This is a genomic window from Kitasatospora sp. NPDC059722 (assembly GCF_042733235.1).
Classification (GTDB): Bacteria; Actinomycetota; Actinomycetes; order Streptomycetales; family Streptomycetaceae; genus Kitasatospora.
On record NZ_JBHWGD010000002.1, the window covers coordinates 163,270 to 185,831 of the forward strand.

A 22,562-nucleotide genomic window follows, 5' to 3' on the forward strand; every position below is an offset into this window, starting at 1 on the left:
ATGCAGCAGTACGAGGGTTGGGCCGACGAACGCTTCGGCCCCGTCGCGGACGAGTTCGCCCGCAACTTCGCCGAGTTCCCCGAGCTCGGTGCCGCCGTCACGGTCTACTCGGGCGGGCGCAAGGTCGTCGAGCTGTGGGGCGGCACCGCCGACGAGCGCACCGGCCGGGCCTGGACGCGGGACACGGTCGTCCCGGTCTTCTCCGTCGCCAAGGGCGCCGTGAGCATCGCCGCGCACCTCCTCGCGCAGCGCGGCCGGCTCGACCTCGACGCCCCGATCGCCCGCTACTGGCCGGAGTTCGCGCGGAACGGCAAGCAGGACATCACCACCCGCATGGTCCTCGGCCACCGGGCCGGTGTGCCCGCGCTCGACGCCGTGCTCCCGTTCGAGGAGATCGCCGCGTGGGCGCCGGTCGTCCGGGCGATCGAGGAGCAGCCGCCGCTGTGGGAGCCGGGCACCACGTACGAGTACCACGGCCACGTGCTCGGCTTCGCGGTCGGCGAGGTGATCCGCCGGATCACCGGCCTCACCCCGGGCGCCTTCCTGCGCGAGGAGATCGCCGGGCCGCTCGGCGGCCTGCCGGTCTGGATCGGCCTGCCGCAGGAGCAACTCCCGTACCTGGCACGGCTGGTGGAGGCCGACGGCCGCCGCCCGATGCCCGGCCCGGAGCACCTGCTCACCCGGATCGTGACGATGAACGGCGCCCTCGTCTTCCCCGGCCTCGACGCGCCGCACGGCTGGAACGACCCGGCCCTGCACGCGATCGAGCTGCCGGGCGCGGGCGCCGTCGCCTCCGCGACCGGCCTCGCGGCCCTGTACGCGGCGGCCGTCACCGGCCTCGACGGCGGCGAGCGCCTGCTGTCGCACGACACCGTGACCGACGCGGTGCGCGAAGTCTCCTCCGGCGCGGGCTTCCTGGGCTTCGACATGGGCGCCCGCTGGGGCTCCGGCGTCCTGCTGGACTCCCCCGCGTTCCGCCCGCTGTACGGCCCGCGGAGCTTCGGCAACGACGGCGCCGGCGGCCAGTTCGCCTTCGGCGACGACGAGTTCGGCATCGGCTTCGGGTACGTGGCGAACCGGATGATCGGCCACGGCGACGCCCGCGCCACCCGGCTGATCCAGGCGGTCCGCGGGTGCCTGGGGTGACGGCGTTCCTCGCCGGGCTCACCGAGCTGGCCGCCACCGGCGGCCTCGGCCCGCTGCGCTACGACGCCCCGCTGCCCGAACTCGCCGCCCGCTACGGCGATCCGTACGACTGCGGGCGCGTCCACAAGGACACCCGCTGGCCGCACGCCTTCGGCTGGGGTGACGCGTGGACGGTGTTCTGCGGCTGCCGCCGACTCCGCTCGCTCTCGCTCCCGGCCTGGCACGGCGAGCTCGAACTCCCGCTGCCTGATGGCGGGTTGCGCACGATCGACACGCACGTCACGGAATCCGCGCTGGTCGCCGCGCTCACCGCGGCCGGCTGCACGTGGGAGACGGTGACGTACGAGAACATCCCCGGCCAGCGCACCCTGGAGGTGGCGCCGGCCGAGGACGTCCGGGTCGCGTTCGTCCTCACGGAGGGCGGAGGCTCCGATCGCGCCGGCGAACCGCCGTCCGAGGACTGGCTGTTGAACAAGGTCGGCCTGTGGGGCTACGACCACCCCGACTGCCCCGGACCCGACCGCACCACGCCCGACGACGGCTGGGGCGCGTAGGGCGCGTCTTTCGGCTCGGGGCCCGACGACCGGCCCGGACCGTTCCGCCCCCGCGCGGAACGGTCCGGGATCCCCTGCCCCTGCGGCTCAGCCGCCGAGCAGGAAGTCGTACACCGCCTGCCGCCCGATGTCGCTGGCCGCCCGGGTCTGGACCCCGTGCGCCGCCCCGGGGACGACCACGACGTGCGCGTCGTGCGCCATCTCCGCCTCCCGGTACGTCCAGGCGAGCGGCGTGGACAGGTCGCGGTCGCCGCCGAGCAGCAGCACCGGCACGTTCGGCAGCCTGTGGTGCTCCGACGGCGTCGCCGGCACATCCTCCTGCGGCCAGTCCAGGCAGGTGAGCAGGGTGCCCGTCCCGGTCGCGGTGGCCGGGTCGAACGGCCAGGTCTCCTCGGGGGTCAGCTCGTCCCTCGCCTCGGCCAGTGCCGCCGCCCGTCCCTCGACCGGGGTGTCCGAGGTGCCCCACGGGAAGTGCCCGTCGGCGCACAGGGTGCTCGCGTGCAGGCCCTGGCTCAGGAACTCGGCGGGCGCCGTGTTGCCCTGGTGCGCGCCGTCGATGTAGCGCTGGAGCATGGCGGGCCGCCCGGCGGCGGCCTCGTGCAGCGCCTCCGGGACCCCGTGGTAGTCCGGGTCGACGAACTCGAAGCTGGTGATCGCGTCGAGCACGTCGGGCCCGTCGTGGTAGCGGCGGACCGTCTCCGCGAGGTCGGCGGCCGGGTCGGTGGTGCACCCGGTGGCCGCGCAGGCGGCGGTGAGCACCCGGGCGGTGGCCTTCAACGGGACGGGGTCGAGCGGGTCGTAGCCCTGCTGCGGCACCACGGAGTCCAGCACCAGCCGGGCGACGTGCGCGGGGTGCGCCATCGCGTACCGCTCGGCGGTGAAGGTGCCGTACGAGACGCCGTCCAGCGTGAGGCGCTTGTCGCCGAGGGCGCGGCGCAGCCGGTCGATGTCGGCGACGGTGTCGGCGGTGCCGTAGAACCGCCGGTCCGGGCCGAGCGCGGCCGCGCAGTCGGTGACGGCCTTCGGGGTGGGCGGGGCGAGGTCGGAGGCGCCCATCTGCTCCTGGAGCTCCGGGCACCGGAGGGCGTTGCCGCCGGTGCCGCGCTGGTCGAACATCACCAGGCGGTAGTCCTTGAGGACCGGTGCCAGCCGGCCCACGATCCGGTTGACCAGCGGGACGCCGGGCTGGCCGGGACCGCCGGTGAGGAACAGCAGGTCGCCCTTGGGCGCGTCGGTGTTGCCGCCGACGGCGACCCGGAGGTCGAGGGTGCCCGGGGTGTCGCCGCCGTGGTCGAGCGGGACGGTGAGCGTGCCGCAGGTGAAGCCGGGGCTGCCCGCACAGGGCGCCTGCCCGGTGAGCCCGCCGCCCGCACCGCCCGGGGCGGCGACCGCCGGGGAGCCCAGCGTCGTCCCGGCGACCACCGCGACGGCGCCCAGCAGGGCGGCGACGCGGCCGCGCGTTCTCGTCATGTTCGTTCGTCCTTCCCCGTACCGGTTGTCGAGGACGAGCTTGTGCCGCGGGGGCACCGCGGCGCGACGATTCCTGCAAGGATTCGAGCAGGTTCGAAACGTCGGCCCCCGGAAGCGGCCCGGAGCCGGCGGAACCGTCCGACGGGGGAAGGACACCGATGATCACGCTCACCATCGACTCGACCGGCCTGGCCCGCTCGCGGTTCGTCGTCTCGCCGCTGCACGAGGCGGTCAACACGCTGATGTCCTCCGGGCTGACGTCCCGCACCGGCCCGTACGCCTGGGTGAGCCGCACCCGCCGGGTGCTGCGCCGGGAGCGGCTGGACCTGCTCGCCGGGCTGGCCCTGGACACGGACGGCGGCTACCTGCCCGACTTCCTGTCACCGCACCCGAGCGGCCCGGCGCCCGAGGTCGCGGAGCAGCTGGCGGCCGTCCGCGCCACGCCGCCGGAGCGCGTCCTCGGCGAGCTGCTCACCGTCCGGCACGGCCGCCCGGAGGCCGGTCTGACGGGCCGTCCGCTGCCGGAGGCCGTCGAGCGGGCGATCGACCGCGGCGCGAAGTACTTCGCGCACCGGGCGGCGGACGAACTGGGCCGCTACTGGGAGCTCGCGATCGCGCCGTACTGGCCGGACGCCCGCGCGGTCATCGACGCCGAGATCGACCGGCGGGGCCGCTTCCTCGCCCGGTACGGCACCGGGGCCCTGATCAACTCCCTGGCCCCGCAGCTCTCCTGGGCGCAGGGGCGGATCCGGCTGGAGAGCCGGCTCACGGTGGCGCTGCCGGCCCGGATGGTGCTGCTGATGCCGACGCTGGTGACCCGCGAGATCCACGTCATCCTGGATCCGATCGACGGCGTGCACCGCGCGCCGACGCTGATGTACCCGGTCGCGGACCGCCGGACGGCCCGCCTGGAGCCCAGCCCGGCCCTGGCCCAGCTGCTCGGCCCGACCCGGGCGGACCTGCTCGCCGCGCTGGTCGGCCCGGCCACGACGGCGGCGCTGGCGGACCGGCACTACCTGAGCCCGGGCACGGTCTCCTACCACCTGGGCGTGCTGCACCGGTCGGGGCTGGTGAGCCGGGTGCGCAGCGGCCGGGAGGTGCTGTACCGGCGCACGCCGCGCGGCGAGGAGCTGGCGGGGGCGCGCCCGTAGCACCTCGCCGTCCCCCGTGTCCCGTGTCCCGTCCCCCGTCCCCCGTCCCCCGTCCCCCGTCCCCCGTCCCCCGCAACAGGTGTGTCACAGCAGCGCCCGCGGGAGCACCACCCGCACCCACTCCTCCGGCTGCGACAGGTGCGGAGCGTGACCGGCGCCCTCGTACAGGTGGCGCTCCGCCTTCGACAGGGTGAGGTCGATCAGGTCCAGCACCTCGCCGAACATCGGCGCGCTGTCGTCGCTCTGCGTGAGCAGCGCCGGGTCGCCGTAGCGGGCGAGGCCGGTGAGGTCGAGGTCCAGGGCGTCCGGGTCGCGCAGTTCGTCCAGGTAGGTGGGCGCGTTGCGGATGTAGGTGTGCCGCACGGGGGCCGGCAGCTGCGACCACGCGCCGGGGCCGAAGGCGAGGGTGTCGACGTACAGTTCGGCCGCCGCGGCCGACTCGGCCTGCTCCAGCAGCTCGCGGACGGCGGCGATCCGGTCCGCGAAGGCCGTCCCGATCGGGCGCAGGTCCGGGTCGGCGAGCAGGATGCCGGTGCCGGGCGGCTCGTGGACGGCGATGCCCCGCAGGAGGTCGGGGCGGGCGGCGGCCAGCCGCAGGGTGACCAGCGCGCCGTAGGAGTCCCCGCCGACGAACGCCGGGGCGAGGCCGAGGCCCTGGATCAGGCCGGCCAGGTCGGCCGCGTCCTCGTGCACCGAGCCCTGGGTGAGCAGGTCCTCGCTGCGGCTGTGGCCCCGGCGGTCGTAGGTGACGACGGTGGTCGACCCGACCAGCCCGGGCACGACGTGCGCCCAGGTGTCGCCGTCGCTCCAGGAGCCGTGCACCAGGACGACGCCCGGCCCCTCGCCACGGGCCTCGTAGTGCAGCGAGACCCCGTTGACCCTGATCTCGGCCATCACGAGCCTCCCGGTTTCGGCGGTGCTCCCCCACCAGCCTGACACAACCGGCCTGCGGGGTCAGATCAGCGTTCCGGGACCGCTGCCGTCACCCGGCGTGACGACCGGCGGGCGGCCGCGGTCGTCGCGCTGGGTGACGACCGACGGTCCGGGGAACTTCCGGCGCCGCCGCCGTCACCGTCCGCGCCATGCGCTACCTTGATCGACTGTCAGTCGGCCGACTGACCACTCCCTGCACACGCGTATTCGGGGGAATACCTGCCATGCGTTCTCTGCGCATATCCGTCGCCGCCGGCGTCCTCGTCCCGCTCGCCCTGCTCACCGCCGCCTGCGGGCCCAACGACGACAAGCCCGGCGGCACCACCGCAACCACGGCGGCCGCGTCCGCCTCCGCCGCGTCGACCACCGCCGCGTCGACCGCGGCCGCCACCGGCACCAAGGCCCCGGCCGCCGGCAAGGCCCTGACGCAGGACCAGCTCGTCAAGGCCCTGCTCACCACCGCCGACCTCAAGGCCGACGCACAGCGCTCGTCCCTCGGCCCGACCCGGCCCGACCACCGGCTCACCGCCGGGAAGCCCGCCTGCCAGCCCCTGCTCGACCTCGTCGACGACGGCAGCGCGGCCACCCCGTCGCCGTCCGCCACCGGCGTGTACTACGCGACCAACGGCCGCGAGTTCACCTTCGTCCAGCTCACCCAGCTCGGCGCCGGCCAGGCCGCGAAGGCGCTGACCGCCGCCGACGGCGCGCTCGCCGGGTGCGCGTCCTTCACCGCGACCGGCGCGGGCGGGGCCCCGGTGAAGGTCACCTTCGCCAAGGCCACCGCCCCGGCGGCCGGCGAGGCGACGCTCGCCCTCAACGCCACGTTCACCGCCGACGACTGCGCCAAGACGCTCTGCGAGGCGCGCGGCTACGTCGTCACGCACACCGGGGACGTGCTGACCCTGGTCTCCGACTCCGCGCTCGCCGACCCGGGCCTGCCGGAGCAGGCGCTGGTCAAGAAGCAGCTCGACAAGGTGCAGGCCGCCGCCAAGTAGCGCCCGTGCCGCGTGCTGCGCGGGAAGTCGGCCGGCCCGACGTCCTGCGCAGCACGCCCGCTACCGCCGCTGCCCCGCCGTCTCCTCCCACCTGCGCCCGATCGACCGCACGAGCGCCGGGTACACCCCGATGTACCGGAACGGCTTGATGCCCAGCATGTACGCGGCACCGAGCCGGCCGTTGGGCTTCACCAGCACGGCCATCTGCCCGCGGTACCCGCCCGCGCCGTCCGGGACCCAGCCGAGGTGCAGCACGGCGTGCACCGTCCGGTTCGCCAGTTCGGCCGCCCACTCGTCGTGCAGCAGGTAGACGGACCGGAACGGCAGCGAGTCCGAGTCCGGCCCGCGCGGCGCCGCGAGCAGGTCCTCGGGCAGCCGGTCGCGGAGCGACCGCACCCGGCCGCCCACGCCACCTTCGGCGTCGTCCAGGTGCAGCAGGCGCCCGAGCTGCCACCGGATCGCGAAGAGCGCGCGGTACACCCGCGAGGAGCCGGCCTTCCCGGGCTCCTCCCCCTCGGTGAACTGACCCACCAGGTACGGGAGGTCATCGGGCCCGCCCGGCGTGGGCAGCGCCCACACGTCCTCGACCCGGAAGTCCCCGGCGATCTCGTGGATCCGCCACGGGCGCGAGGTGTGCGCCGTGTTGGGGAGTCTCATGCGTCCGCCCCTTCGTCCGGGCGCCCGGTGCGGACGCCCTGTCTATACGATGCCGTATACAAGCAGGCTAGACCCGTTTATACGGCAACGTATAGACCGGGGTCGCGAGACGTCGCGTGATCGGAGACACCCGTGGCCAACCCCCGCACACCGCGCGAGGCGTGGATCGCCGAGGGCCTCAGGGCGCTCGCCGCGGGCGGACCCGACGCCGTGCGCGTCGAGGTCCTCGCCCAGTCGCTGGGCGTCACCAAGGGCGGGTTCTACGGCTACTTCCGCAACCGGGACGGCCTCCTCACCGAGATGCTCGACACCTGGGAGCACGCCGTCGCCGGTGACGTGATCGACGGGATCGAGCGCGACGGCGGCGACGCCCGCGCCAAGCTCACCCGCCTCCACGCGATCGCCTCCGCCCCCGGCGACCCGCTGACCGACATCTCCACCGAACTCGCCGTCCGCGACTGGGCCCGCCGCGACGACGCCGTCGCCGAACGCCTCCGCCGCATCGACAACCGGCGCATGGCCTACATGCGCACGCTCTACCGGGAGTTCTGCCCGGACGAGGCCGAGGTCGAGATGCGCTGCTTCATCACCCTCTCCCTCCGCATCGGCCGGCACTTCATCGCCGCCGACGAGGGCCCGCGCAGCCGTGAAGAGGTCTCCGCCCTGACCCGCGCGTGGCTCCTGAGCTGAGCGACGGCCCTACCACCTCGCCGCCACGCCCCGGGCACCCGGCGCCATACTGGACGATCACCGCACCCCCGCCCGACAGCGAAGCGAGGACGACCCGTGGACGGTCACCCCATCGAGGAGCCGCTGGTGCGCGCCCTCCTCCGCGCCCAGCACCCGGACCTCGCCGGCCTGCCGCTGCAGCGCGTCCCGGGCGGCTGGAGCAACCAAGTGTGGCGCCTCGGGGAGCAGTTGGCCGTACGGATGCCGCGCACCCCGGACGCTCCCGCACTGCTGCGCAAGGAGTGGCGGTGGCTGCCCGCGCTGACCGACCGGCTGCCGCTGCCGGTGCCCCGCCCGGTGCGGGCCGGGGAACCCTCCGAACGCTTCCCGCACCCGTGGACGGTCGTCGAATGGGTCCCCGGCGAACCGCTCGACCGCGCCCCGATCGACCGCCCGGCCGGCGCCGCCGCACGGCTGGCCGCGTTCCTCCGGGCGCTGCACCGGCCGGCGCCCGCCGACGCCCCGGCCAACCCGCTGCGGGGAGTCGATCTCGCCGTGGTGGAAGGGGAGTTCGAGGAGCGCTTCCGCGCCATTGCCCCGACCGGCCTGGCCACCGCCGAGGTCCGGGCCGCCTGGGAGGACGCCCTCGCGGCCCCGGCCTGGGCCGGCCCGGCAGTGTGGCTGCACGGCGACCTCCACCCGGCCAACGCGGTCACCGCCGACGGCACGCTCGCCGGGGTGATCGACTTCGGCGACCTGTGCGCGGGCGACCCGGCCACCGACCTCTCCGCCGCCTGGCTCCTCCTGCCCGACGGCGCCCTCCCCGACTTCCTCCGCGGTTACCCCGACACCGACCCGGCGACGCTCCGCCGGGCCCGCGGCTGGGCGCTCCTGCGCGGCCTCTCCCTCGTCGACATCGGCCGCGCCGGCGAACGCGGCCTCCCCGGCGGCAAGGCGACGTGGGGCCCGGCCGGGCGCGCCGCCCTCCGCCGCGTCCTCGCGACCGGCTGACCCAACTGCGGTACGACGCAAGCGGCTTGTCCGCCGCATGGCCGGACGCCACACCCCGGCCGTTCCGCCGACCGGGTGGGCGTCGCGCCGGATCAGTGTGCACGCGAAGGGTCTGCTCGTTCTGCTGTACATGCCCCCCTGCTTCTTCACGTGCTCCCCTCCGCCCGCACGCGCCGCCGCGCCGGGGCTCCCGTGGCCCTGATCGGCCGGGCCACGGCGGCCGTCCTCTCCCTGACGATCCTGCTCGTCCCCGCCGCCGTGACCGGCGGCCCGCACCCGCCCGAGGTCGGGAGCGGGTGGTGGGAGGTCTCCGCGAACGCCGCGAACGTACGGCTCGACCACTCCGGCGGCGACACCGTGCTGGGCCTCGCCCACCACGGGGACCGCGTCGAGGTCGTGGACACCTGGACGTCGCCGCTCGGCGCCCGCTGGGCCCAGGTCATGGTCGTGCGCACGCGGGTCACCGGCTGGGTGCTGTGGTCGCTGCTCACCCACCACGACCCCGCCGCGGAACCGTAGAATCCGCCGACAGGCACCAGGAGGGATGCGCGTGTTCCGTATGCAGCGGGGGCTTCGTTCCGCACAGTTGACGTCATGGCAGGGCGAGGGCTTCACCGGGTCCGTGAACGAGTCCGCGGCTTCCGCAGGCGGCGCCGGGGACGCGCCCGGAGACCCGGTGCGCGGGGTCGCGCTGCTGCTGCCGGGCGGGTTCGTCCGCGGGCACGGCGGTCCGCTGCGGATCGCCGAACTCGGCCTGCGCGACCTGGCGGCCGGACTCGCCGAGCGCGGACGCGCCCACGGCGTCGCCGTGCACCTGCTGCGCTACCGCCACAGCGGCTGGAACGGCGCGGACGCCGACACCGCCGTGGACACCCGCTGGGCGCTCGACGAGCTCGAACGCCGGCACGGGCCGGTCCCGGTGGTCCTGATCGGCAACTCGCTGGGCGGGCGCGCCGCGTTCTGGTGCGCCGGGCACCCGAACGTCACCGGCGTGGCCGGCATCGCGCCCTGGCTGCCCAGCGGGGACGGCGTCGCCCAGCTCGCCGGGCGGCGCGTGCTGATCGTCCACGGCACCCGCGACCACAGCGAGGCGAGTGCGGCCGGGTCCCTGGAGTACGCCCTGCGGGCCCGCGAGGTGGTGCCGGACCTCGCCCGCTACGAGGTCCCGGGCGGCAGCCACTACCTCGTCCGGCAGGCCGCCGACGTCGGCGCGCTGACCACGGACTTCACTCTGGCGGCGCTCGGCGCCGAGCCGGCCGCGATCGCCACCGGCAGGGTCTGCACCCCGCTGCCCTCGCGGGCCTGAGGGGCTGCCGGCCGCCTACTCCAACCCTGCCGACCGGCAGGGATGATGACGGATATTCGGGCCGAGGATGTGCCGATCGGCACATGTCCCGGAGGGGGTGCGGCGGCCAGGCTTGGGGACATCGAAGCGGCGGCCGCCGGGGCCGCCGCAGGAGAGGAGCCCGCCATGTCCCGCACCCGCCTCCGCCCCCGCGTCCGCACCGCGATCGCCGCAGCCGCCGCGGCACTCGCCGTCACCACCGTGACCGCCGCGGTCCCCGCCCAGGGCGCCGACGCGGCCCCGCACGCCCGCCCGGCGAGCGTCAGCGGATCCGGCCGCATCGTGTTCGACTACGCGCCCGACGACGAGATCCGGTTCACCGTCGACGCCCGGGCCGTCCCGTTCAGCCGCCCGTTCCCCGACGTCCCCGCGCTGGCGCACGGGCTGCCCACCGACGCCCGGGGCACCGTCACGATCTCCCACCGGGTCGCCGCCACCGGCCAGGTCGGCCACGCCGAGGCAGCGGTGGACTGCCTGGTCACCGGCGGCCCCGTCGCCACCCTGACGGCGATCGTCACCAGGTCCGACGTCCGGCCCGTCGGCGAGCGGATCGGCCTGAGCGTCTTCGACAGCCACGGCAAGGGCAAGGACCGCCTCGGCTTCTCCTGGGGCGTGGTCAACACGGACCTGGATTCCGAGGGCCGCCCCCGACCCGGCATAACCGGCACGTGCATGGCCCCGGCCCCGTTCAACCCGGTCGTCGAGGGCGGCTACCACGTCCACCACACCGAGCTGCCGACCCCGTGACCGGCCCGGTGCGCCACGGGCGGCGGCCACCGGAATCCTGTGGCCGCCGACCGCCCGTCCTGCCTATCGTCGGAGGATGACCACTCGAACCTTCCGCATCATGGTGCGCGGCGTCTTCGACGGCCTGAGCCCCGAACAGCGCGCGGAGCTCCTCGCCGACGCCGCCCGGCACGACGTCCTGCACGCGGCCTTCACCCGCGAGGGCCACCTCGCCTACGACCTCACCGCACGGGCGGCCTTCACCTTCCGGTTCCTGGACTCCGGCGAGGAGGAAGCGGACATCCTCGCCGCGACCGAGCGCGCCGAGCAGGCCGCCGAGGCCTGGCTCAGCGAGCGCGGCTACGGCTTCAAGAACCTCCGCGCCCAGGCCGAGGACCTCTCCCAGGCCCCCCTCGGCAAGCGCCGGCGCCGCGCCGCCACCACCACCAACTAGCCCCCCTCCCCCTCCGCCATCTCCTTGACCGCTCAGCACCGGTATATACTTGAGCGCTCAAGGAGGTGGCAATGACAACCCCGCAGCCCGACACGGCGCAGTCCGACACGCCGAACGCCGACGCCCAGCAGCCCGCCGCACCGAACGCCGGCACCCCGACGCCCGACCCCCTGGACACGGCCCTGCGCCTGGTCCGCGCGCAGGCCACGCTGGTCAAGCGCTTCGACGCGAGCCTCAGCGGCCTGCACGGCGTGAGCCTCTCCGACTTCACGATGCTCCTGCGCCTCGGCGAGGCCCCCGGCGGCCGCATGCGCCGCGTCGACCTCGCCGAGGCCCTCGGCCTGACCGCCTCCGGCGTCACCCGCGGCCTCGCCCCGCTCGAACGCATCGGCCTGGTCACCCGCGAGCCCGCCCCGCGCGACGCCCGCGTCGCCTACGCCGCGCTCACCCCGACCGGTCGCGAACGCCTCGCCGAGATGCGGACCACCGCCCGCCAGGTCGCCGCCGACGTCTTCGCCCAGTGGCCCGCCGGCGACCTCACCACCCTCGCCACCCTCCTCGACCCCCTCACGGGCTCCCTCCGGTAGCGCCCGCACGGAACCAACAGAGGAACCACGCCCACGCGGAAACCCGAGTGCACCGCCCGACGCGGCTCTGGGATCATGCCCGAATGGCGCAGCACCTCGAACCCCTCGTGGTCCGGCACACGCACCGGATCCCCGTCCCCGCCGGCACCCCCGTCCCCGCCGGGGGCCAAGGGGCCGACGCGGCACGGCAGTTCGACGCCGCGCTGATGTCCGTGGGCTTCAAGCTGTCGGCGGGCCTGCTGGAGCACCTGTCCGAGCTGCCCGCGGCCGCCGTCGTCGACACGGCCGCCCGCACGCTGGACACCGTCCGTGCGATGGTCGGCGACCACGTCACGCACAACGCCTACTTCATCGACTTCCCCGCCAACGTCCCGGACACCTTCGACTTCTGGACGCGGTGCATAGCCGAGGCGCTCGCCGACGACGCCACCCGCGAGAACACGATCGCCCAGCTGCGGACCGGCGTGGTCGACCTCCTGACCCTCCCCACCTACGGCAACTACCGCCACACCTACGCCGAGTTGCTCGCCGCCCACGACGAGCTGATCGCCGCCGCGGGCGACCGCCTCACCGTCCTGCACCCGGGCAACCCCCTGGCCGACGAGGTCACCGCCCTCTACCTGGCCCTGGCCGGCAGCACCACCCCGCTCGGTGAGGAGGCCCTGGCCGACCTGCGCACGCTCGCCGCACACTGCGTCAACGGCCCCCAGCCCGAGGCGATCCCGGTCCGCGAGAACCGCGCCGTCGTCAACCTCGCCCGCCTCGACGCCGGCGCGGAGCTCCTCGTCGACACGGCCACCGACGTGCTGCGCCTCGCCTGCGCGCTGTCCGACGGCGACGTGACGCTCGCCGAGCCCACCCGCTTCCGCTCGTTCTCCCGGCGCGTCCGCCGCACCCTGCTCACGGGCCTCGACGCGGTCATCGCCGGGAACCCGGCCAAGCTGGCCGACATCACCGCCCACCGCGAGCAGTTCAAGCGCCTCGGCGAACGCCTCCATCCCCACGAGTACCCGCGACTCCCGCACGCCGCCGACGCGTTCGCCGTCGCCCGCGGCGAGCAGGAGGCCCGCTCCTTCGAGAGCCGCGTCGAGGAGCTCCTCAGCGCCGACGACGTGACGGGGGCCGTGCGAGTGCTCGCGTCCGCCCCCGGCAAGCTGTTCCGCGCCCTGGACCGGCTGCTGTGCGCGTGCCGCACCCAGGACGAGCTCGACACCGTCGTGTCCGCCGCCGAACGGGCCGCCCCGAACACCGCCGGCCGCGTCCTGCTCTCCGTCCGCGAGCACCTCCACAACCGCACCGACGACGACCGCGCCGACCACACCCACACCCCCGACGCCCCCCGCGGGAGCACCGACCCCACACCCCCCACCCGCCGCGTCTTCGCCAACCGCCTGGGCCGGGCGTGGGTCACCGGCGACACCCGCCCGCCCCTGCCCGCCGCCGTGCGCAAGCACCTGATCGACGTCCTCGACGCCGAGCTGCGCCGCCGCCTGCCCACCCCCGGCCACCTGCTGATCGACCCAGCCGTCCTCGACGTCGCCCTGCCCCTCAGCGGCAAGGCGACCGCCTCCGGCCTCGGCGTGCTCCCGCGCGGCTCCCTCTCCCCCGTCGACGGCGAGCTCCTGCGCTTCTTCGTCTACTGGAAGCAGACCAGCCGCACCACCGACTTCGACCTCTCCGCGCTGCTCCTGGACGACGCCTACCAGACGATCACCTGGCTCTCCTACACCCAGCTCCGCGAGATCGAGGGCGAGCACTCCGGCGACATCACGGACGCCCCCGACGGCGCCTCCGAGTTCATCAACCTGCGCCTGGGCGCGGTCCGCGGCAGCTACGTCGTGCCGCAGGTGAACGTCTACTCCGGCGAGGGCTTCGAGCAGGTCGAGGAGTCGTTCTTCGGCTACATGCTGCGCGAGGCCGAGCAGCAGGGCCTCCCCTTCGAACCGCGCACCGTCCGCATGAAGTCCGACCTGCGCGGTCCCGGCAAGGTCGCCCTCCCCCTCGCCTTCCTGCGCACCCCGGACGGCCGCTGGCACGCCAAGTGGCTGCACCTGTACCTCCAGGGCGACCCGGACGCCAACCGGGTCGAGGGCAACCGGGTCTCCGTCGCGACCCTGCTGCGCGGCATCGTCGAGCGCGACCACCTCACCGTCCGCTACCTCGCCGACCTCATGGGCGCCCCCACCACGACCCTGTGGAACACCGCTTCCGGCGCGACGCCCCCGCCCGGCCCGGTCACCTACATCGGCCTGGAACGCCCCGAGGGCCTGCACCCGGACTCGGTCGTCATCACCCCGGAAAACCTGCGCGACCTGATCCCCGCCTGACTGCTACGGTGATCCCCGGCGAGGCCATGGACGGGCTTCCTTCTCACTTCCCTGACCCTAGCCCGTCCGCTTTCCTCGCTCTCGACCTCACCGATGCCGGGGTGCCCACCACAGCACCCCGGCATCGTCGTTCCCCCACTCCTCGCCGCACACCCCACCCCCCGGCCCTCCCCGCGCGACGACCTAGGCTGGACACGCACCACCGACCCGGACCAGCGCGAGGGGCGCCCCATGACGCACGGCAGCGACGACGGCGAGGCGCTCGACCTCGCCGCCGCCCAACGCGAGCACTGGCAGCGGACGTACGGCACCCACCCGGGCATGTACGGCGAGCAGCCGTCCGACCCCGCGCGGCACGCCGCCCGTGTCTTCGCCGCCGCCGGGGCGCAGGAGGTGCTGGAGCTCGGCGCGGGCCACGGACGGGACGCGCTGTTCTTCGCCCGCGAGGGCTTCACCGTCCTCGCCGCCGACTTCAGCCCGACCGGCCTGGAGCAGCTCCGGGCCACGGCCGCCGCACGGCAGCTCGCCGACCGCGTCACCACCGCCGTCCACGACGTCCGCCGCCCGCTGCCGTTCCCCGACGCCTCCGTCGACGCCGTGTTCGCCCACATGCTGCTCTGCATGGCGCTGTCCACCGAGGAGATCCACGCGCTCGTCGCGGAGGTCCGCCGCGTGCTGCGCCCGGGCGGGACGTTCGTCTACACCGTCCGCCACACCGGCGACGCCCACTACGGCGCGGGCACCGGCCACGGCGACGACATCTGGGAACACGGCGGCTTCGCCGTGCACTACTTCCCGCGCGCCCTCGTCGACGCCCTCGCCAAGGGCTGGCACCTCGCCGAGGTGCACCCGTTCGACGAGGGGGACCTGCCCCGCCGCCTCTGGCGCGTCACCCAGCACAGGGTCGCCACACCGAACACCCCCACCTGACCTCCCCACCTGACCACCCCGTCTGACCACCCCGCCAAGGCAGCCATCCCAAGCCCCCAACCCCCCGGAGACCGCCCGATGACCACCGCCCAGCACCCCGCCCCCGACCTGAGCATCGACGGCACCGGCCTGCTCTGCGTACAGCTGCTGCTGCGCCTGCGCGGCCGGATCTCGGGCCACCCGGCCGGCACGGTGGTCCACATCCACACCACGGACCCGGCGGCCCCGCTCGACCTCCCGGCCTGGTGCCACCTCACCGGTCACGAGTACGTCGGCCCGGTCCCGCACCCGGCCACCGACCGCGAGGTGTACGCCATCCGCCTCACCGCCGCCGCCCTCCCCACGCGCCCCGACCGCCCCTGGCACCCCGCGCCCGCCGACAGCGGGACGACTGGCTGACGACCGACGGTCGCGGCCCGCCCGCCATGCCGCCGACCCGGCCGGTGTGCCACCATGGGGAAATCGAACGACCAAGCGCCATAGGGAGGTTGACCACCTTGGACGCGAATCCGGGCCCGATCCTCGACTGCCAGTGGCACGATCCTCAGGGCGACTGGCACCTGAGCGTCATCCGCAACGGGTCGGCGTGGGAGCTGTTCGCCGCCGCGCCCGTCCACTCGGAAACGATCCCCTTCGACGGCCCCGACGACGTCCGCCGCCTCGCCCAGGCACTGCTGGACCTTCCGGCCGAGCCCGAGCCGTACGAGTTCGAGTGGCACCTCTCGCGCACCGAGGACACCAGGCCCGGGGACGGGCACACCCTGTTCGCGACCTTCACGGTCGGGCTCGACCCGGCGGACGACCACCGCCCGTACCTCGCCTACCAGTCGTACTACCACCGGGGCCACTCGACCGCCCTCGGGCTGGAGGTGATCTGCGAGGACCCGCCGATCGACCGCCTCCGGGCCCAGGCGCACGCCCTCCTCACGAGCCTCCCGCAGCCGCAGCCGCTCCCGCCGCACCACACCCGCCGGACACCCTGAGCCGACGGCCGCGAACAGGGCCCACCGGCCGGGAAAACGCGAGCGCCGCACGCCCGCCGAAGCGGTCGTGCGGCGCCGGAGGCTCGCGCGGGAGAGCGCGGGAGAGCGCGGGAGAGCGCGGAAGAGACAGGGTCAGGCCGTCCGCCGCAGCAGCGCCAGGTACATCGCGTCCGTCCCGTGCAGGTGCGGCCAGAGCTGCACGTCCGGGCCGTCCCCGAGCGCGGGCACGCCGGGCAGCAGCGGCCGGGCGTCGATCCACTCGACGCGGCCGCCCTCCGCGCGCAGCACGTCGTCGACGACGGCCCGCGTCTCGGCGAGGTGCGGCGAGCACGTCGCGTACCCGACGACGCCGCCCACCCGGGTGGCCTCGATGGCGGAGCGCAGCAGGTCCCGCTGGAGCGGCCCGAACGCGGCGACGTCCGCGGGGCGCCGCCGCCACCGCGCCTCCGGCCGGCGGCGCAGCGCGCCGAGCCCGGAGCAGGGCACGTCCACGAGGACGCGGTCGAAGCCGCCGGAGCGCCAGGCCGGCCGCGTCCCGTCCGCCGCGATCACGGTGTACGGGCCGGGGTTGCCCTCCAGCGCCCGCGCCACCAGCCGGGCCCGGTGCGGCTGCTTCTCGCTGGCGACGAGGGCCGCGCCGCGCTCGGCGGCGAGGGCGCCGAGCAGTGCGGCCTTGCCGCCGGGGCCGGCGCAGCCGTCGAGCCACAGCCGGTCGGGGCCGTCCAGCGGAGCGGCGGCGAGGGCGAGGGCGACCAGCTGGCTGCCCTCGTCCTGCACACCGGCCCGGTTCTCCCGGACGGCGTCCAGCGAGCCCGGGTCGCCGCCCTCGGCGAGCCGCAGCGCGAACGGGGACCAGCGGCCGGGCTCGGCCTCCGGCAGGGCGTCGGCGAGTTCGCCGACGGCGACCCGTCCGGGCCGGGCGACGAGCGTGACCTCGGGCCGCTCGTTGTCGGCGCGCAGCAGGTCCTCGATCGCGGCGCGCCCGGAGGCGTCCGGCTGCCAGCGGCCGAGGGAGTCCCAGAGCGCGGAGACGACCCAGCGCGGGTGCGAGTGGACGACGGCGAGGTGGTCCTCGGCGTCCTGGTCGTACGGCGGGGCGACCTGCTCGATCCAGGCATCGAGGTCGCGGGCGCTGATCCGGCGCAGGACGGCGTTGACGAACTTCGCCTTGCCGTCGCCGAGCACGACGCGCGCGAGCTCGACGGTGGCCGAGACGGCCGCGTGGCTCGGGATGCGGGTGGCGAGCAGCTGGTGGGCGCCGAGCGAGAGCACGTCGAGCACCGGCGGGTCGACCTTGCTCAGCGGCCGGTCGATGCAGGCGGCGATGATCGCGTCGTAGGTGCCCTGGAGGCGCAGGGTGCCGTAGACGAGCTCGGTGGCGAGGGCGGCGTCGCGCCGCTCCATGCCCTTCTGCTCGGCCTCGCGGAGCAGCGACGGCAGGATCAGGTTGGCGTAGGCGTCGCGCTCGTCGACGGCGCGCAGGGCGCGGAAGGCGACGATCCGCGCCGGGTCCTTCTTGGGCCGGCGGTGCGGACGGGGGGCGCGGTTGGCGCTGGGGGTGCTCACAGGTGCCTCAAAGTGCTGCGGTGGTTATCAGCTGCGGTGGTTGTCAGCTGCGGTCGTTGTCAGCTGCGGTGGTTGTCGGACGAACAGTCGAACAGTAACGCCAAACCGGGTACCCCGGCCTCTCAGCCCCCGAAGCGCTCCCCGGCCTCCAGGCGCGCCCCGCGCGCCCAGTCCGCGGCCCGCATCTCCTTCTTGCCCTGCGGACGGACCTCGCCGAGCTCGATGTCGTGGCTGCCGGTGCCGACCCGGACGCTGTTCTTGCCCACCATGGCGACCTCGCCCGGCGCGAGCCCGGTCTCCCCGGGCAGCAGCTTGACCGGTCCGGTCACCTTGAGGCGCTCGCCGCGGAACTCCGTCCAGGCGCCGGGCGCCGGGGCGCAGCCGCGCACGACGCGGTCGATGCGCAGGGCGGGGTGGGTCCAGTCGATGCGGGCGTCCTCGACGGAGATCTTCGGGGCGAGCGTGACGCCCTCGGCCGGCTGCGGCACGGCGTGCAGGGAGCCGTCCGCGATGCCGTCCATGGTGGCGGCGAGCAGGCGCGCGCCGAACAGCGACAGCCGGGTCAGGAGCTCGCCGCTGGTGTCGGCCGGGCGGACCTCCTCGGTGATCACGCCGAAGACCGGGCCGGAGTCCAGGCCCTGCTCGATCAGGAAGGTGGACGCGCCGGTGACCTCGTCGCCGGCGAGCACCGCGTGCTGGACCGGGGCGGCGCCGCGCCACGCGGGCAGCAGCGAGAAGTGCAGGTTGACCCACCCGTGCTTGGGGATCTCCAGGGTGCCGGGGCGCAGCAGGGCGCCGTAGGCGACCACCGGGCAGCAGTCGGGGGCGAGTTCGGTGAGCCGGGCGACGAAGTCCGGGTCACTGGGCTTCGCCGGCTTGAGGACCTCGATCCCGGCCTCCTCGGCGCGCTGGGCGACGGGGCTGGCGACCAGCTTGCGGCCGCGCCCGGCGGGGGCGTCGGGGCGGGTGACCACCGCGACGACCTCGTGCCGGTCGGAGGCGAGCAGGGCGTCCAGGGCGGGAACGGCGACCTCGGGGGTGCCGGCGAAGACGAGACGCATCAAGTGCCTTTCTGAAAACGGGGATTCAGGCCAGTGGGGAGCTCAGCGCGCCGCGCCGAAGGTGCTGTGCGGGGAGACCTTGACGACCGGCGCCGGCCCGGTGCCCCACTCCGCCTCCCGGATCGCCCTGAGCGCGGCCTTGCGCTGCTCGGTGTCGAGCCGGTCGATGAAGATGATCCCGTCGAGGTGGTCGGTCTCGTGCTGGATGCAGCGGGCGAGCAGCTGGGTGCCCTCCAGGGTGACCGGGTCGCCGTACATGTTGAAGCCCTTGGCGACGACGCCGTACGCGCGCTTGGTGTCGCAGCGCAGGCCCGGCAGGGAGAGGCAGCCCTCGGGGCCGTCCTGCTCGTCCTCGCTCAGCGACAGGTCCGGGTTGATCAGGTGCCCGGTGACGCCGTCCACGTGGTAGGTGAACACCCGCAGGGAGACGCCGAGTTGGGGCGCGGCGAGGCCGGCCCCGGGGGCGTCGAGCATGGTGTCGGTGAGGTCCCCGACGAGCTTGCGCAGCTCCTTGTCGAAGGTGGTCACCGGCTGGGCGGTGGCGCGCAGGACGGGGTCTCCGAAGAGACGGATCGGCTGGATCGCCACGGGGCGCGGGCTCCTGTCCGTAGGGGCGCGGGGCTGGGACAACGGCTGGTTCACCGGCAAGTCTATGCAACCCCTCCGTGCGGCCCGGCCGGCCACCCGTCCCCCGTCCTCCGCCGTCCCGCCCCACGCACCCCGCAGGCCTCACGCACCTCATCAGGCGCTCCCGCACCGCCCGCCGGGCCCGTCCCGTGCCACCCACACCCGTGACTGGCATATCCCGAGTCCGCTCGGCGGCGTTACCCCGGCCCCCGCTTCGGCGTTGGTCAAGTGAGATTGACCGGGGCCGGGGCGCACGGGACACGGCGCTCCGGCCGAGCTGACCGTACGGAAGGTGGCACGTAGGCCATGGCCGAGCAGATCAACCACGACGCCCGGGCGCGGGCGAGCCTGCACCTGCTGGTGCGGGACATCGAGCGGGTGAGGCGCCAGGTCGACGCGCTGCGGACCCTCACCGCCCAGCTGGGCAACGTCTACCGCCCGCGCCGCCCCAGCACCTCGGCCGGGTTCGTGGTGTATGGCCGGGCGCCCGCGCCGACCGTGCGCCTGGCACAGGAGCTGCGGGAGAGCGTGGAGACGCTGGTGGCGGCGGCGGTCGAGTTCGACCGGGCACTGGGCTTCTCCTGGGACTCGGTCGGGTCGGCCCTCGGCGTCACCAAGCAGGCGGTGCACCGGCGGTACGGGATGCGCCGGCCGACCAGCGAACTGCTGGCCGCGAGCGGCGCCGTCCCGGGCCCGAGCCGCCCGGACCGCTCCGAGGAGCTGCCCGCACCCGCCGAGCGCAGCGGCCTGGCCGCGACCGTCCCGGCGGCCCGCCAGGGCGGCCTGGACCGCAGTGCACTGGAGCGCGCCGGCACGGACCGCCCCACCGTGGACCGCAGCGCCATCGACCGGACGCCCATGGACCGGACGTCGATCGATCGCGGCGTCCCCGACCGTTCCCCCGCCGAGCGCTCCCCGATCGACCGCACCGGCATCCCCCTGCGCGGCTGACCCCTCCCCTCCCGAGGGCCCCCGGGGCGGGGTGGCCCACTCACCCCGCCCCCGCACGAGACGGAGCCGGGCCGCCCCCGGCGCCCGAGCAGGGAACCGCCGCCACCACCCGGCGCCCGAGCAGCGAACCGCCACCACCACCCGGCGCCCGAACGGAGCACCACCGCTACCCGCCCGTCACCCGATGTCCAGCGGATCCACCCGCACCCGCACCGCCTCCGGTGTCCGCAGCGCGATCCGCGCGATCTGCGCCGCCTTCAGTGCCGCCGCCAGCGCCGCCCCCTGCCCGGGCGGCACGCGCAGCAGCGCGCGCTCCTGCTCCTCGCCGCGCAGCGCCGGCACGGGCACCGGCCCGAGGACGTCCGCGCCCTCCGGCAGCCGGATCAGTCCGAGCAGGTCGGCGACCGCCGCCGGGCTCCCCGCGACCGAGGCCATCCGGGAGACCGGCGGGAAGTGCAGCTGAGCCCGCTCGTCCCGCTCCAGCCCGGCGTGCCCGAGCGGGTCCCACCGCACCAGGGCCTGCACCGGCCGCGCGGACGGCTCGGCGACGACGACGACCGTCCCGCCCTCCGTCGACGGCCGGACGAGCGCGGCGGCCGCCAGCCACAGCCGCAGCGTCTCCTCGCCGGCCCGCAGGTCGGGGCGGCTCAGCAGCGCCCAGCCGTCCAGCAGGAGCGCGGCGCCGTAGCCGGTGCCGCCCTCGACCACCGGTTCGGCGCCGGGCGTGGAGATCACCAGCGAGGCCTCGTCGGGCACGGTGGCGAGCACCGCGTCCCGCCCGGAGGTCCGCACCGGGATGCGCGGGAACGCCTTCCCGAGTTCCTCGGCCGTCCGCCGCGCGCCGACCACCTGGGCCCGCAGCCGGAAGGAGCCGCACTCGGTGCAGTGCCAGTCGTTCTCCGGCTCTCCGCACCACGCGCAGCACAGCGCGGCGTCCGCCGACGGCGCCTCCAGCGGCCCCTCGCACCGCCGGCAGCGCGCGGGCGTCCGGCAGCGTCCGCAGGCGAGCCGGGGCACGTAGCCGCGCCGGGGCACCTGGATGAGCACCGGGTGCCCGGCCGCGAGCGCCTCGCGCGCGGCCTCCCAGGCCACCGACGGCAGCCGGGCGGCCTGCGCGGCGGCGTCCCGGTGCTGGTCCTGGTCGGTGACGGTCCGCACGCGCGGCGCGACCTGCCGGACGGTCTCCCGGTCGGCGACCAGCGGCCGCGCCCACCCGGTGCTGACCAGCTGCGCGCCCTCGACCGTCACGGCGTGCCCGCCGAGCAGCACGGCCGCGCCCTCCTCGGCGGCCCGCAGCAGCGCGACCTCGCGGACGTGCGGGTGCGGGGCGCGCGGGTCGCTGTGGCTGCTGTCGCCGTCCGACCAGACCACGACCAGCCCGAGGTCGCGCACCGGCGCGAACATCGTGGCGCGGGTGCCGATGACGGCGTGCACCGAGCCGCGGCTCACCGCGAGCCAGCGCCGGTAGCGCTCGCGCGGACCGGCCTCCGCCTCCAGGGCGACGTGCATGCCCTCGCCGAGCAGCTCGGTGAGCGCCCGGTCCACCCGCGCCACCGAGCGGCCGTCCGGCAGGACGACCAGCGCGCCGCGCCCGCCCGCCAGCGTCGCCGCGACGGCCCGGGCGATCTCGTACGGCCAGCCGGGCCCGGGCAGCGCCGACCAGACGGCCCGCGGCGCGCCGCCGCCGGCCAGCGCGGCGAGGAAGTCGGGCCCGGCCGGGTAGCGCTGCCAGCCACCGGGGGCGGGCGCCGCCGGGCGCGGGCGCGGCGGCGGGGAGTCCTCCGCCTCGGCCTTGGCGTGCCGGGGCGGGATCGCCAGCTGGAGGACGTCCGCCAGCGTGCCCGCGTACCGGTCGGCGACGGTCCGGCACAGGCGCAGGAGCTGCGGGGTGAGGACGGGCTCGGGCGAGAGCACCTGGGCGAGCGGCGCGAGCGGGCCGGGGAAGTCGCTCTTCTCCAGCCGCGCCACGATGAACCCGTCGTGCAGCTCCCCGCCCTCGCGCTGCCCCTTGACGACGCGCGCGCCGAACCGGACCCGCACCCGGACGCCGGGAAGGGCCTCCTCGGCCATCGCGGCCGGGACCTCGTAGTCGAAGAACTTGTCGATGGTCAGCACGCCCTTGTCGACCACGACCCGGGCCACCGGCAGGTGCTCGGCCCGCTTCGCGCCGCGCCACGTCCGCGGCTTGGCCTTGCGGACCGTCTCCCGGATGAACGCCAGCTGCTCCGGCTCGGCGCCCCCGTTCTCCCCTGTTGTGCTGCTCATCGCTCCCAAGTACTACCAGGTCACACCGACAGGACGCGCAGAAGCGGGGGGGGGGGCCCGCCGGGGCGGGGGGGGGCGGGCGCGGCTGCCGGGCGGGGCGCCCGCGGCGTGCGCGGGCGGAGCGCGCCGAGCGGGGGCGGGCGGGGCGCCGGGG

The 22,562-nt window shown here is 75.6% G+C and carries 22 protein-coding genes and 1 pseudogene; 16 read left to right on the plus strand and 7 right to left on the minus strand.

The window, feature by feature from the left end; translation table 11 throughout:
* Positions 1–1,146: a serine hydrolase domain-containing protein gene (locus ACFV4F_RS01980; RefSeq protein ID WP_380500111.1), complete on the plus strand. Its 1,146-nt coding sequence runs from the start codon at positions 1–3 to the stop codon at positions 1,144–1,146.
* Positions 1,143–1,700, plus strand: a complete 558-nt coding sequence (locus tag ACFV4F_RS01985) for a hypothetical protein (RefSeq protein WP_380500112.1) — start codon at positions 1,143–1,145, stop codon at positions 1,698–1,700. Before ACFV4F_RS01980 ends, ACFV4F_RS01985 begins: the two co-directional genes overlap by 4 nt.
* Positions 1,701–1,787: 87 nt before the next feature.
* Here ACFV4F_RS01985 and ACFV4F_RS01990 read toward each other — a convergent pair whose 3' ends face one another.
* A complete protein-coding gene (locus ACFV4F_RS01990) occupies positions 1,788–3,170 on the minus strand; it encodes an alpha/beta fold hydrolase (RefSeq protein WP_380500113.1) in 1,383 nt (460 codons plus the stop codon).
* 158 nt (positions 3,171–3,328) lie between these two features.
* Between ACFV4F_RS01990 and ACFV4F_RS01995 the strand changes: the two genes are divergently transcribed.
* A complete protein-coding gene (locus ACFV4F_RS01995) occupies positions 3,329–4,321 on the plus strand; it encodes an ArsR/SmtB family transcription factor (RefSeq protein WP_380444630.1) in 993 nt (330 codons plus the stop codon).
* 84 nt (positions 4,322–4,405) lie between these two features.
* On the opposite strand, the gene ACFV4F_RS02000 is transcribed toward ACFV4F_RS01995, so the two are convergent.
* A complete protein-coding gene (locus tag ACFV4F_RS02000; RefSeq protein WP_380444632.1) occupies positions 4,406–5,215 on the minus strand; it encodes an alpha/beta fold hydrolase in 810 nt (269 codons plus the stop codon).
* A gap of 263 nt (positions 5,216–5,478) precedes the next feature.
* On the opposite strand from ACFV4F_RS02000, the gene ACFV4F_RS02005 reads away from it, so the two are divergent.
* Complete coding sequence (locus ACFV4F_RS02005; protein WP_380500114.1) at positions 5,479–6,249, plus strand: hypothetical protein; 771 nt, start codon at positions 5,479–5,481, stop codon at positions 6,247–6,249.
* Positions 6,250–6,309: 60 nt separating this feature from the next.
* Here the strand turns inward: ACFV4F_RS02005 and ACFV4F_RS02010 are convergent, their stop codons facing one another.
* Complete coding sequence (locus ACFV4F_RS02010; protein WP_380444634.1) at positions 6,310–6,906, minus strand: DUF2867 domain-containing protein; 597 nt, start codon at positions 6,904–6,906, stop codon at positions 6,310–6,312.
* A 132-nt stretch (positions 6,907–7,038) separates the two neighbouring features.
* On the opposite strand from ACFV4F_RS02010, the gene ACFV4F_RS02015 reads away from it, so the two are divergent.
* The 11 genes from ACFV4F_RS02015 to ACFV4F_RS02065 all read left to right on the plus strand — a co-directional run bounded on the left by ACFV4F_RS02015 (position 7,039) and on the right by ACFV4F_RS02065 (position 15,938).
* Positions 7,039–7,596 (plus strand): TetR/AcrR family transcriptional regulator, encoded by a 558-nt coding sequence (locus ACFV4F_RS02015; RefSeq protein WP_380500115.1) that lies wholly within the window; start codon positions 7,039–7,041, stop codon positions 7,594–7,596.
* A gap of 96 nt (positions 7,597–7,692) precedes the next feature.
* Positions 7,693–8,586, plus strand: a complete 894-nt coding sequence (locus ACFV4F_RS02020; RefSeq protein WP_380500116.1) for an aminoglycoside phosphotransferase family protein — start codon at positions 7,693–7,695, stop codon at positions 8,584–8,586.
* A 150-nt stretch (positions 8,587–8,736) separates the two neighbouring features.
* Positions 8,737–9,105, plus strand: a complete 369-nt coding sequence (locus ACFV4F_RS02025) for a hypothetical protein (RefSeq protein WP_380500117.1) — start codon at positions 8,737–8,739, stop codon at positions 9,103–9,105.
* A gap of 103 nt (positions 9,106–9,208) precedes the next feature.
* On the plus strand, positions 9,209–9,892 hold the full coding sequence (locus tag ACFV4F_RS02030; protein ID WP_380500118.1) for an alpha/beta hydrolase: 684 nt from the start codon (positions 9,209–9,211) through the stop codon (positions 9,890–9,892).
* Positions 9,893–10,057: 165 nt separating this feature from the next.
* On the plus strand, positions 10,058–10,678 hold the full coding sequence (locus tag ACFV4F_RS02035) for a hypothetical protein (RefSeq protein ID WP_380444642.1): 621 nt from the start codon (positions 10,058–10,060) through the stop codon (positions 10,676–10,678).
* 76 nt (positions 10,679–10,754) lie between these two features.
* Positions 10,755–11,111: a DUF6204 family protein gene (locus ACFV4F_RS02040; protein ID WP_380500119.1), complete on the plus strand. Its 357-nt coding sequence runs from the start codon at positions 10,755–10,757 to the stop codon at positions 11,109–11,111.
* A 71-nt stretch (positions 11,112–11,182) separates the two neighbouring features.
* Positions 11,183–11,698, plus strand: coding sequence for a MarR family winged helix-turn-helix transcriptional regulator (locus ACFV4F_RS02045; RefSeq protein ID WP_380500120.1), 516 nt, complete (start codon positions 11,183–11,185; stop codon positions 11,696–11,698).
* Between the two features lie 83 nt (positions 11,699–11,781).
* Positions 11,782–14,025: a hypothetical protein gene (locus tag ACFV4F_RS02050; RefSeq protein ID WP_380500121.1), complete on the plus strand. Its 2,244-nt coding sequence runs from the start codon at positions 11,782–11,784 to the stop codon at positions 14,023–14,025.
* Positions 14,026–14,256: 231 nt separating this feature from the next.
* On the plus strand, positions 14,257–14,955 hold the full coding sequence (locus ACFV4F_RS02055; protein ID WP_380444648.1) for a class I SAM-dependent methyltransferase: 699 nt from the start codon (positions 14,257–14,259) through the stop codon (positions 14,953–14,955).
* Positions 14,956–15,033: 78 nt separating this feature from the next.
* Positions 15,034–15,354: a sulfurtransferase TusA family protein gene (locus ACFV4F_RS02060; RefSeq protein ID WP_380500122.1), complete on the plus strand. Its 321-nt coding sequence runs from the start codon at positions 15,034–15,036 to the stop codon at positions 15,352–15,354.
* 98 nt (positions 15,355–15,452) lie between these two features.
* The gene (locus ACFV4F_RS02065) at positions 15,453–15,938 is read left to right on the plus strand and encodes a hypothetical protein (protein ID WP_380493052.1); all 486 of its coding nucleotides are present in this window, start codon (positions 15,453–15,455) and stop codon (positions 15,936–15,938) included.
* Between the two features lie 132 nt (positions 15,939–16,070).
* Here ACFV4F_RS02065 and ACFV4F_RS02070 read toward each other — a convergent pair whose 3' ends face one another.
* From ACFV4F_RS02070 to def, 3 genes are all read right to left on the minus strand, one after another.
* Positions 16,071–17,504: an RsmB/NOP family class I SAM-dependent RNA methyltransferase gene (locus ACFV4F_RS02070; protein ID WP_380444654.1), complete on the minus strand. Its 1,434-nt coding sequence runs from the start codon at positions 17,502–17,504 to the stop codon at positions 16,071–16,073.
* A 122-nt stretch (positions 17,505–17,626) separates the two neighbouring features.
* A complete protein-coding gene (gene fmt, locus ACFV4F_RS02075; RefSeq protein WP_380500123.1) occupies positions 17,627–18,565 on the minus strand; it encodes a methionyl-tRNA formyltransferase in 939 nt (312 codons plus the stop codon).
* A gap of 42 nt (positions 18,566–18,607) precedes the next feature.
* Positions 18,608–19,153, minus strand: a complete 546-nt coding sequence (gene def, locus ACFV4F_RS02080; RefSeq protein ID WP_380500124.1) for a peptide deformylase — start codon at positions 19,151–19,153, stop codon at positions 18,608–18,610.
* Positions 19,154–19,498: 345 nt separating this feature from the next.
* Between def and ACFV4F_RS02085 the strand changes: the two are divergent.
* Positions 19,499–19,969: pseudogene (locus tag ACFV4F_RS02085) on the plus strand (hypothetical protein); the annotation flags it as partial.
* Between the two features lie 351 nt (positions 19,970–20,320).
* Here ACFV4F_RS02085 and ACFV4F_RS02090 read toward each other — a convergent pair.
* A complete protein-coding gene (locus ACFV4F_RS02090; RefSeq protein ID WP_380500126.1) occupies positions 20,321–22,408 on the minus strand; it encodes a primosomal protein N' in 2,088 nt (695 codons plus the stop codon).
* Between the last annotated feature and the right edge of the window lie 154 nt (positions 22,409–22,562).